The 9,701-nt window shown below is 35.1% G+C and carries 10 protein-coding genes and 1 pseudogene; 6 read left to right on the top strand and 5 right to left on the bottom strand.

What is annotated here, in order from left to right:
- Positions 1–191: 191 nt before the first annotated feature.
- The 3 genes from ACEW8O_RS09240 to ACEW8O_RS09230 form a co-directional block, all read right to left on the bottom strand.
- Positions 192–485: a type II toxin-antitoxin system RelE/ParE family toxin gene (locus ACEW8O_RS09240; RefSeq protein WP_373494340.1), complete on the bottom strand. Its 294-nt coding sequence runs from the start codon at positions 483–485 to the stop codon at positions 192–194.
- On the bottom strand, positions 473–652 hold the full coding sequence (locus ACEW8O_RS09235; RefSeq protein ID WP_373494339.1) for a hypothetical protein: 180 nt from the start codon (positions 650–652) through the stop codon (positions 473–475). The genes ACEW8O_RS09240 and ACEW8O_RS09235 overlap by 13 nt, the downstream gene beginning before the upstream one ends.
- A gap of 322 nt (positions 653–974) precedes the next feature.
- Entirely contained in the window at positions 975–1,820 is an 846-nt protein-coding gene (locus ACEW8O_RS09230) for a hypothetical protein (RefSeq protein ID WP_373494338.1), read from the bottom strand.
- A gap of 1,275 nt (positions 1,821–3,095) precedes the next feature.
- Here ACEW8O_RS09230 and ACEW8O_RS09225 point away from each other — a divergent pair.
- Positions 3,096–3,884 (top strand): hypothetical protein, encoded by a 789-nt coding sequence (locus ACEW8O_RS09225; protein WP_373494337.1) that lies wholly within the window; start codon positions 3,096–3,098, stop codon positions 3,882–3,884.
- A 110-nt stretch (positions 3,885–3,994) separates the two neighbouring features.
- Here the strand turns inward: ACEW8O_RS09225 and ACEW8O_RS09220 are convergent, their stop codons facing one another.
- The gene (locus ACEW8O_RS09220) at positions 3,995–4,558 is read right to left on the bottom strand and encodes a hypothetical protein (protein WP_373494336.1); all 564 of its coding nucleotides are present in this window, start codon (positions 4,556–4,558) and stop codon (positions 3,995–3,997) included.
- Between the two features lie 216 nt (positions 4,559–4,774).
- On the opposite strand from ACEW8O_RS09220, the gene ACEW8O_RS09215 reads away from it, so the two are divergent.
- The 3 genes from ACEW8O_RS09215 to ACEW8O_RS09205 all read left to right on the top strand — a co-directional run bounded on the left by ACEW8O_RS09215 (position 4,775) and on the right by ACEW8O_RS09205 (position 6,371).
- Positions 4,775–5,467 carry a hypothetical protein gene (locus ACEW8O_RS09215; protein WP_373494335.1) on the top strand — a complete coding sequence of 231 codons (693 nt, stop codon included), beginning with the start codon at positions 4,775–4,777 and terminating at the stop codon, positions 5,465–5,467.
- A gap of 167 nt (positions 5,468–5,634) precedes the next feature.
- Complete coding sequence (locus ACEW8O_RS09210) at positions 5,635–5,904, top strand: hypothetical protein (RefSeq protein ID WP_373494334.1); 270 nt, start codon at positions 5,635–5,637, stop codon at positions 5,902–5,904.
- A 38-nt stretch (positions 5,905–5,942) separates the two neighbouring features.
- Entirely contained in the window at positions 5,943–6,371 is a 429-nt protein-coding gene (locus ACEW8O_RS09205) for a hypothetical protein (RefSeq protein ID WP_373494333.1), read from the top strand.
- Positions 6,372–6,388: 17 nt separating this feature from the next.
- Here ACEW8O_RS09205 and ACEW8O_RS09200 read toward each other — a convergent pair whose 3' ends face one another.
- Positions 6,389–7,162: a DUF2971 domain-containing protein gene (locus ACEW8O_RS09200; RefSeq protein WP_373494332.1), complete on the bottom strand. Its 774-nt coding sequence runs from the start codon at positions 7,160–7,162 to the stop codon at positions 6,389–6,391.
- 221 nt (positions 7,163–7,383) lie between these two features.
- Here ACEW8O_RS09200 and ACEW8O_RS09195 point away from each other — a divergent pair, with 221 nt between their 5' ends.
- Both ACEW8O_RS09195 and ACEW8O_RS09190 read left to right on the top strand, forming a co-directional pair.
- On the top strand, positions 7,384–9,090 hold the full coding sequence (locus ACEW8O_RS09195) for an amidohydrolase (RefSeq protein WP_373494331.1): 1,707 nt from the start codon (positions 7,384–7,386) through the stop codon (positions 9,088–9,090).
- A 396-nt stretch (positions 9,091–9,486) separates the two neighbouring features.
- Positions 9,487–9,701 (top strand): annotated as a pseudogene (locus ACEW8O_RS09190) (hypothetical protein); the annotation flags it as partial.

The raw sequence follows: 9,701 nt of genomic DNA, 5'->3' as shown, positions 1-9,701 counted from the left end.
CCACACCATTTCTATCCTTGGAATTTGCGATTCCAGTATGGTGAATATTATTAATATCATTCAAGTACCAGAAACTCTAAGGATAAATAGCTTTGATATAAGGTTTTTTCGTGATCATACGTTGAATTCCAATTGAAAATTGGTTGGAAAATTGGGGATTAGTTACAAACTCACCCAGTCACCTCCGTAAGCTAGATTACACCCAGAAGGGGTCTTGATGAATGATGGACCATCAGCACTTCAATTCGTTCATCACTTCTTAACTCATAAATGATTCGATAATTTCCTTCTATCAATTCTCTAACATTCTCGTCATTTTTTTCTGGAACCACCCTTCCAATTTTTGGCATCTTTTTTAAAATATTCACTTTGTTGAAGAGTTTCGAAATAATTGAAGATGCATATTTATCTGAGAACCTGCTGCTATAATTTCCGATATTGGTCAAATCGTCAATTGCCAGTTCTGCCCAGATTATTTTAACCATTTTTCCAATTTCAGTTTAGCTTCTTCCTCAGAAAAAAAATTCCCATCCCGAATTTGCTGTTGTCCTTCTTCTATTTTCTGCAGAATCAGTAATTTCTCCATTAGTTCATCTATAGAAAATTCTTCCGGCATATCTTGGATAGTTTCCAATAATTGTGACTTTTTCATCGTATTTTGTGTTGATCAAACTCAAGATACGAATATATTTATTTTCAGCCTTATTTTTTGGCACCTGTCCGACCGAACTGATCAAAAAAACGCTATTCAAGTTCGTCCAAAACCAGAAATTACTAAGAATAAATAGCTTTGATTGATGTGGATTATTGGTGAACACGTGTTGAGTGCCAATCGCAAATTGGTCGGAATATTAGGGTAGGACAAAGCGTTAAGAAATATCCGCTGATACGGATATTTTAGCTTTGGGCCAGCTTGCAGGGATGCCAAACTAAACCCAGACTCCACCGAAAGCTATATTACACCCAGAGGGGGTTTATTTGTAAAGAAAAATGTCTTTTGAAAGCTTAAGAAATAAATAAAGACAATTCTGATAGTGTTTATCAATTGAGGCCATATTCGGAAATTTTACCTTTCCTCCGCAAACTTGGGTACGCCATATTTCAAGCATGAAAATTTCACTTGATGATAAATCTTTTTCAATATCAGGGCGCTTACATCCAAGCAGTGAATCATTCTGTTCATCAATGATCCAATAATCTAAAAAATTTGAACATAGGGGCGTTCTGAATGTATATAGCCATAAATTTTCCAAAGCTTGGAGTTTACTGCATTTTAAATAGGATTCGGATATCGCTGACTTTAGTTCAGATAAGTACTTTTCATATTCATTAAGGCTTTCTGCTAAATAATCTTCATTAATGTGATCATGTTGAACTTTTTGTTTCTTGAAATCAACTTTCAGGTTATTGTGAATTAACGAATTTCTTCTGTCCTTAATCTTTTGAATTTTTATTTCATTGTGCGGTTTCTTTATTTCAAGAGCTTCATAAAAAATTTTACTTAAGCGCCAATATGGCATTTTGTCAATATAAGTCGTTATTAATTCTTCTAATAAATCGAAATCTTCATTATCCAAGAGAACTGTTTTTTCTAGTTTAAGGAACTTATCTGGAAATTTATCAGGTCGATATTTAAGGAAGTATTTTATTAATTCTTTTTGCATTGATTCAATATATGAAACTAACATTAGAAAAAGGCCATTAAGAACAACTCCATTAATCGGTCTCTTTGATTCCTTGCAAATTTCATTAACCCTTTCTTCTGTTGCAAGAATCGGCTTTAAAAGATTGTCTTTTATCAGAATTAGAGGTCTATTCATAATGAAAAATTAGTTAAGATGTTAGCCTGATATATACACTATTTTCTAATTAGTTCTGCAGGTGTCACACAATCTAAAGTGTATTAATGCAATCTACCCAAAAATATTTTAAAATAAATTGATGGTTCAAGATTACAGTTAAAACAACTTGTCCTATCTAGGGATGTTGGAATATGAGTATCAATCTACAACCAATTATTACCGAAAACTAAACTAAACCCAGAGGGGTGTAGTTACAAACACACCCAGTCTCCATCGAAAGCTCAATTACACCCATAGGGGGCGAAATTACTCCAAGAGGGGGATTAATTCCAGTACTATTCAACTCCCTCTAATTCAAAAATTGACATTTATCCTCGAATTCTTGGTCTCTTTTTAAGTAGTATAGTTTTCCTTGGTGGGTGAAAATCGGGGTATCTTGAACAAGGTCATTTAAAATCATAAAAGTAATAGTTGTTATTTTTCGGATTTACAAATTGCAAATAATCCTTACCACCCCAAGTGTCCAAATATGCCAATAAATGGGAATTTGAAGTTTCCAGATCGATTGTTATCATATATTCTCCTGTTTGTACCAATTGCAAATCATTAGGAAACGACTCATTTTTTGGTTTATGATTACATGATAAGATCAAGGAAAATCCTATAAATAGGATGAAAAGTTGTTTCATGATTTTAGGTTAAATATTGTTATCGAATAAATTAAACAAATAGTTTCGATGAATTGAAATTGATTCGCCCAAACTATTAGAGAATGCATAAGCATCTTCACTCCATTCTTTGATTCTCAAAATTATTTCGTTTGTAGTCAGATTTACAGAATAAACCCAGAGGGGCTTACTACTAAGCCCAAATTCCCATGTACGATACTATTTTGATTATTGGTTGAAAAAAGGTGGAAGTTGTTTTAAACTCACGCTAATTCACCGGCGAAAGCTAGATTACACCTAGAGAGTGGAGCTTGGTGAATAGGATAAAAAAACCGTTGATCATTTTCATCGGAAATTTTTATATTTGGATATGGTAATAGATACTCTGAAAAACGACAATTCTGAACTCCTAGAGGGATCAACTAAGGGTCGTACCCTAGAATCCCTCTTCAAAGAAGTGATCAATACGCTTGGGATCCACAATCAGCTAGGGATGAATGAAATTACGGTATGGCCTCTGCGGAAGCAGTTCAATGATGGGGGATCTATCAGCGTGGTAATGATGAGGGAGGTGTTACAGTTTGCGGAGTATAATAGAGTGCTGAAGGAGAGGTGGGGGTAATCAATGGAATCATTTTTAAAAAATTACTCTAAAGCTATTCCATTAATTATTTTTGCACTCTATGCAATAGCATATACCTATTTTAAATTTTACTATAGAGAATTTGGAATTTCAATTGAACAATATATTTCATTGTCTGATTTCATCTTCTTCTCAATTTCCTTTTTACTGGATTTATTGAAAATCCTGTTTATTCTTGATCTCATAATCTATTTACTTTACAGAGAACTAACAATAAATTTTATTTTAAAGCCAATTTTCAAAAAAAAATTATTATCAAGATCTAAACCAGACAAAGTTTACCTCAGATTTATTAGAATTACACATACCAAGGAGATTTTTTCATTATTTCATTCAATAACAATAGTTATAATCATGTTTGCAGTGTTGTTAAGTATGGAAGAAATGCCTGAAGGTTCTGATTTAAGATTTTTGGCTCTTCCAATTGTAGCTATAAAATTTTTTTGGATAATCAACCGTGAAGTCAAATCCGTAAAGGAGAATCATATAATTTTTCCATCATTCTTATTTATTGTTTTTATGTTTTTTTCACTCTCTCATATTGCATTATATGAAGCTAAATCTGTTAAAAAGGGAAAAAGTACAAGAAACATTACTATTCAAACAAATGAAAAAAAAGAAATAGGCACATATCACAGAGACTTTTCTTTCATAGGAGAAACATCAAACTATATATTCATCTACAACAACTCCACAGGGGAATCATTGGCATTTAATAAAGGTGACATTTCATTGATTAAAACAAGATCTTTAAGTTCTACCAAAAAGTAATTTTTCCAGGTGCGCTGGACAGTAGGATGGTTTTGGGCACCAAAAAATACCCGGATACGGGTAACCCAAATGAAAAAAATACCGCTTCGGACGCACGGGAAATTTCTACATTAGAAATCTTTAATGGTATCGGGTAATAACCCTAACATTACCGAACAATTTCCTGATCCATCAACCGAATCTCCTAATTTTTTAATTCCTTGATAATGATATGTTAATGTTAAGAATAGTTTTTTTCCAATCCATTGACTTATTGTTCTACCTGAATTATCATCAGTAGGAAAATTTGGGCTTACTACTTCAAACAACAAATCAAAATTTCTTTTTATAACCTCATAATCATCGGACTCCCATTTGGTTTTAGATGGGACACGAACGGTTTTTGTCTCTAAATATATTACAGCAAGTTTTCCATCTTTAAATCCCAAGTTAATGAATTCAACATCAACACTAAAAATAGTTGGGCAACAATTTCCTGTATAAGTATAAAATGATAAATCATTTTTTTTGTTTAAAAACTTTAATTCTTTCTGCCATTTAGAGTATCCATCTCCAATCTGAAAATCCTTAAATCCATTTTTCTCATCTAACTTTAAAGCAATAGGTAGATTCCCTTGAGCCAGAATATTTCCTGATAAAATTAGGGGGAAAAGTAAAAATTTAAAACACCTCATAATCATAACGACTTCTTTTAACTATAAACAATGCTATGTTTATAAAATTTTTTATTACTCCAAAATTTATTTTAAAAAATTGTTAAAACAAAGTAGACTAAACCGAAACAATAAATAAATAATTTTTAATTGAGAAGTTTTATATCATAATCTGACCATTCGGAATTAAAAGAATTGAGTAAATTCATCTTTCTATTAAACCTTATCCTTTTCTATATGAACATCAAAAATTCTTTTAAATCCCTGATCGCATGTCTGGCTTTGCCTTGGTTAAATAGTGCAAAGATTTCAGTTAAAGATGACTCAGAATTTGACTGGTTGTTAAATCCCCTCCCCCCTATGTTTCATCTGGTTGCTGTTGGCTCGGCTGCCTCAGAATGGGCTACACATTATCATAAATATTACCCCTTTGAAAGTGTAACACTTATCTCTGATTTGGAGCCAAAGGAAAAAGATGGGGAGATGGATTTTATTCAGTTTTCTCCTTTTGAGGAAGATAAGTTCGAAATGCTTGAAAGGAATTTGATCAATCAACTGGAAATACCAACTGATATTTTTCAGCAATTGAAAAGCAAGATAGGGTCTATATTTTTGGTGTCGGCTTTAGGGAATTATACAGGAACAGTTATATCTCAAAGGATTGCTGAAAGATTCCATTTAGGTCCTTTTAATGACAAATTCAAAGTTTTGTTGACTTTACCTTTTTGGATGGAAGGGGAAAAGAAAAGATGTTTTGCACAGCAAGTGGCGGATTATATTGTGGCTGAAAGGATTGGCTGTGTATGTGATTTGGAATATATGCGGCGTATTCATGGCAATGTGGACATAACTACCCTTTTTAAACTTGCCGATAATTGGATGCTTGATGTAATGTTATCTGAATTGCCCCCCTATGACAAGAAGGTTTAGCATATAATTTCAGCCATTGAACGCATATATTATATTAGGAAAAATTACTATTTTTTTGAATTCAATTATTTTGGTCTAACTTAATTACATAAATGCATAGATGCCAATTGAACACGTTAAAGCACTAATCTCCTAAACAAAATTATTTACTTATCAATCAATAATTTATGAAAGGATTTTTTTTTCCAATTTATATTATATTCATTTTCACTGCCATTATCACACACATTTGGACAGTTATTATTGCTTTTTCTGAAGGGGGCTTCTTAGGTGGTATATTATCCTTATTTCTTCCTTTTCTCGCAGAGTTATATTGGATGTTAAAGATGTTTGGAGAAAATGATACATACGCTTATATTGCTTTACTTCACCTGATCTTAGCGATTCCTTTTTCTATGTTTGGAGGAGGCAAAGACAATACTGATCATCTGGATTGATTTAGTGAATTCAATTATTAATCAATTTATAAATGAATATGAAAGAAAAACTCCCTATCTTAATTAAGAACTTAGAAAAATTGAAATCAGAAATTGAATTCGATTTTGATGGTCAAATGGTTGAACTTGAGCATGAATATTCAGTGAGTGATAATCCGAATTCCTATTCACTTGAATTGTACATTCGTAGACCACGCCATTTTATCGATATTAATGACAAATTCGTATTGACAATAAACGAAGAAGAGGTCACAATTGATTATTGCCGAAAGACAAAATCAATTATACCAGTTATGACAAAATCAATACCTGACGTTTTAGAAAGAAGATACCGTTATGACATAAATAATCGAGGAGAAGTAATATTTAAAAATCTAATGAAAGATATAACAAAGTTTTTTGCGGAGTATAAATATGTTGATAAATCTTATAAATTTCATGGAGAAGAAAATGATGACATATTTTAAATTTGATATGTCTGTTATTACAATTTCGAACTGATTAATTTACATTTTAATGAATATTTATTTAGAATATCACCAACCAATTCAAAAAACCAGTCTGGTGAGAAGGGACTAATTACGATTTCATGAATTAACTCTTGTAGATTAACATTTACCTTTACTCCATTTTCATATTTCTCAGTTTTCCAATCATATTTCCACCCCTTATTATACACTTCATGAATGAGACGAATTTCTTTTTCATATGAATATGCTTTATGTTTATGGACAATCGGTGTCATTGTATTTCCAATGTCTATTGATTCATTTTCATAGTCGATATATTTAACTTTGCTGCAATAAATAATTTCATCTGATTCTTTTAAAGCTTTAATAATCCTTTTAAAAGAAGATTTGATCATTATTCCTTTGTTAAGGTCAGAATATATCTTCCATAAAGCATATGATTCACCTTTAAACTCGTTCCAACAGTTGATACAATTAAGTGACTTCAGTTTTTTTCTAAATTCAAGATCCTCGTCAACATATTTTTCTATTTCTTCATCTGTCATAGGGTCAGTAAAGAAATTTCCAAAATCTCTTAAATGTTTATAAAAATCAATAAAGTCTTTTCTAGATTTTTTCGGCATTGTTCCTTCAAATCTGTCTTCCAATTTATTAAGGCGGCAAAAAAATAACTGCTCATCTTTAAGAAGGGAAAGAAACTTTGTAATATCCATATATCTAGCAAGTTCAACCGACTCTTCAGGTTCAAAGAACTTTGGTGAAGTATTAGAATATCTTTCGATTGGCATATTTTAAGTTCTTTATAAATAACTAACAAAGTTTGGCATTGTCGCTATTTTCCAACTACTTAAACATAAACCAATTCCCCCTTTTTTCCAATCCACCTAACCAAATTCCCCACCACCAACCCAATCCCTACCATAAAAAATAGGAGACATTCACCTCATTACAGGAGCGGTCTGGCAGCTTTGCATTATATCTCCTAGTTTTGAAATCGAACATTACCTCTATGAAAAATATATACTTTACTGGACTTCTTGCTTTACTCCTCTTTTCCTGTAACACAGGTCCGAAAAATCCTGCTGATCAGGTTTATATCAATGGAATAGTCTATACCGTTGACGAAACCAATCCCAAAACTGAAGCTGTGGCGGTCAAAGACGGGCTGATTCTGGCAGTGGGGACTACCGAAGAAATCATGGCTTTTGTTGGAAAGAATACCGAAACAATAGACCTACAGGGCAAAACCATGACCCCGGGATTTATCGAATCCCATGGGCACCTGATGGGAATTGGGTACAACAAACTGGATATCGACCTGATGTACGTCAAAACCTATGACGAACTGATCGAAAAGGTGGCTGAAGCTGCAACCAATGCCGAACCTGGCGAATGGATTACCGGCAGAGGCTGGCATCAGGATAAGTGGATAGAGATGCCTGACAAGACTATTCAGGGTTTCCAAACCCATGAAAAACTCAGTGCCGTCACCCCCGACAATCCGGTTTACCTCGCCCATGCCTCCGGACATGCTTCCTTTGTCAATCAAAAGGCAATGGAAATGGCAGGGATCAACCCACTGAGAAGCGAAAATCCGAAACAGGAAGTAGAGGGTGGTGAAGTATTGCGTGATGAATTGGGAAATCCTACGGGGGTATTGGTGGAAAGGGCATCAGGCTTGGTCTCCCGACTGATTCCTGAAGACACACCCGAAAGGGCTGAAAAAGCCCTTGAACTTGCCCTTCAGGAATTGGCAGAAAAAGGCATCACCTCTTTTCATGATGCCGGAAGTGGACAAAGCTTTATTGATATGGTCGGGAAATTCAAATCCGAAGGCAAATTGACTTCCCGGATGTATATCATGCTGACCGGACGTCAACCGGAACTCTTGGAAGCCTGGTACAAAAAAGGTCCCATGATCGATCCTGACCACATGGTGACCGTCCGCTCCATCAAGCTGAATTGTGATGGGGCATTGGGTCCTTGGGGAGCTTGGCTTTTGGAAGATTACAGTGATAAACCCGGTCAAAGAGGACATGAAACCTTACCCATGTCCATTGTCACCCAAGTATCTGAAAAAGCTATTCCATTGGGTTTTCAGGTTTGCGCCCATGCCATCGGAGATCGTGCCAACCGTGAAGTGCTGGACAGGTATGAGGCAGTTTTCGCCAAATTCCCCGAGGTCACCGACCACCGATTCCGCGTCGAGCATGCCCAACATTTGCATGTGGATGATATTTCCAGATTTGGGGAAATGGGTGTCATTGCAGCCATTCAGGCCATTCATCTAAGTTCAGACCGTCCTTGGGCAATCGGAAGATTAGGACCAAAGCGTATTACTGACGGCGCTTATGTTTGGCAAAAACTACTTGCATCAGGAGCGGTGATTTCCAATGGGACGGATGCACCTGTAGAACCATTGGATCCCATCCCCTCTTTCTATGCCTCCGTAAGTCGAAAAACCCTCAAAATGCTCCCTGAAGGTGGCTATGAACCCGATCAGAAATTGACAAGAGATCAGGCGCTGAAATCCTATACCCTTGCCGGGGCTTTTGCTGAATTCGAGGAAGATTTCAAAGGTTCCATCGAAGTGGGAAAAGCAGCAGATTTCACTGTTTTTGACAAAAACATCATGGAAATCCCCGAAGATGAAATTCTGGATGCCAAAGTGAAAATGACTGTGGTGGGGGGAAGGATTGTATATCAGGGGGATTAATGCTGTTGATATATATCATAAGTCGGAAGTAAAAAGACCCTTAGTATGCATAAATTAGATTTACGGTTGAACACTTTTATTTGAAAAATCGGGTCAATGGCTTTCCCTTGTCATTTCGAACGTAGAGAGAAATCTACTACCCTAATTTGGAAACTAAGTTCTGCTTTTTCTAAATAGATTTCGGATAAAAGCTCTAAATAGACCTCTCCTACCGTCGAGGTGACAAGGACATACAATTTGATCCTCTTGAAAACTGTTCTAATGCGTCAAAGACTTCTCCTTGTCATATCCAACATGAAAGCTTGACCGTTGCTGATAGGATACCCAAAGAACTGATTATAGCTATTGTACAATTCAGGGTAGCTGAAAATAAATCGAAAGCCACAAAAAAAGAAAATGACCGGTTCAGATAGCATCCATATTGAACTCAGGGAAGCAAGACCCTCTGACCTTGACATGCTGATATATTGGGACAAACAGGAACATAATATCTTTGCAGATCCCGATGAAGACTGGGATTGGGAATCAGAGCTTGCCAAAAACCCTGAATGGCGCTTACAGCTTATGGCTGAATTGAACGGTCGGCCTATTGGGTTTGTACAGATCATTGA

The organism is Aquiflexum sp. (genome assembly GCF_041749095.1).
In the GTDB taxonomy this organism is placed as follows: Bacteria; Bacteroidota; Bacteroidia; order Cytophagales; family Cyclobacteriaceae; genus Aquiflexum.
The sequence above is the reverse complement of the archived record's forward strand: the minus strand, read 5'-3'. Positions and strand labels throughout refer to the sequence as shown.

Bases quoted from the DNA above. Each gene is read 5' to 3' on its own strand.
- ACEW8O_RS09200 (WP_373494332.1), bottom strand. From the start codon at position 7,162: ATGCCAATCGAAAGATATTCTAATACTTCACCAAAGTTCTTTGAACCT.
- ACEW8O_RS09195 (WP_373494331.1), top strand. From the start codon at position 7,384: ATGAAAAATATATACTTTACTGGACTTCTTGCTTTACTCCTCTTTTCC.
- ACEW8O_RS09210 (WP_373494334.1), top strand. From the start codon at position 5,635: ATGAAAGGATTTTTTTTTCCAATTTATATTATATTCATTTTCACTGCC.
- ACEW8O_RS09205 (WP_373494333.1), top strand. From the start codon at position 5,943: ATGAAAGAAAAACTCCCTATCTTAATTAAGAACTTAGAAAAATTGAAA.
- ACEW8O_RS09220 (WP_373494336.1), bottom strand. From the start codon at position 4,558: ATGAGGTGTTTTAAATTTTTACTTTTCCCCCTAATTTTATCAGGAAAT.
- ACEW8O_RS09235 (WP_373494339.1), bottom strand. From the start codon at position 652: ATGAAAAAGTCACAATTATTGGAAACTATCCAAGATATGCCGGAAGAA.
- ACEW8O_RS09230 (WP_373494338.1), bottom strand. From the start codon at position 1,820: ATGAATAGACCTCTAATTCTGATAAAAGACAATCTTTTAAAGCCGATT.
- ACEW8O_RS09225 (WP_373494337.1), top strand. From the start codon at position 3,096: ATGGAATCATTTTTAAAAAATTACTCTAAAGCTATTCCATTAATTATT.
- ACEW8O_RS09215 (WP_373494335.1), top strand. From the start codon at position 4,775: ATGAACATCAAAAATTCTTTTAAATCCCTGATCGCATGTCTGGCTTTG.
- ACEW8O_RS09240 (WP_373494340.1), bottom strand. From the start codon at position 485: ATGGTTAAAATAATCTGGGCAGAACTGGCAATTGACGATTTGACCAAT.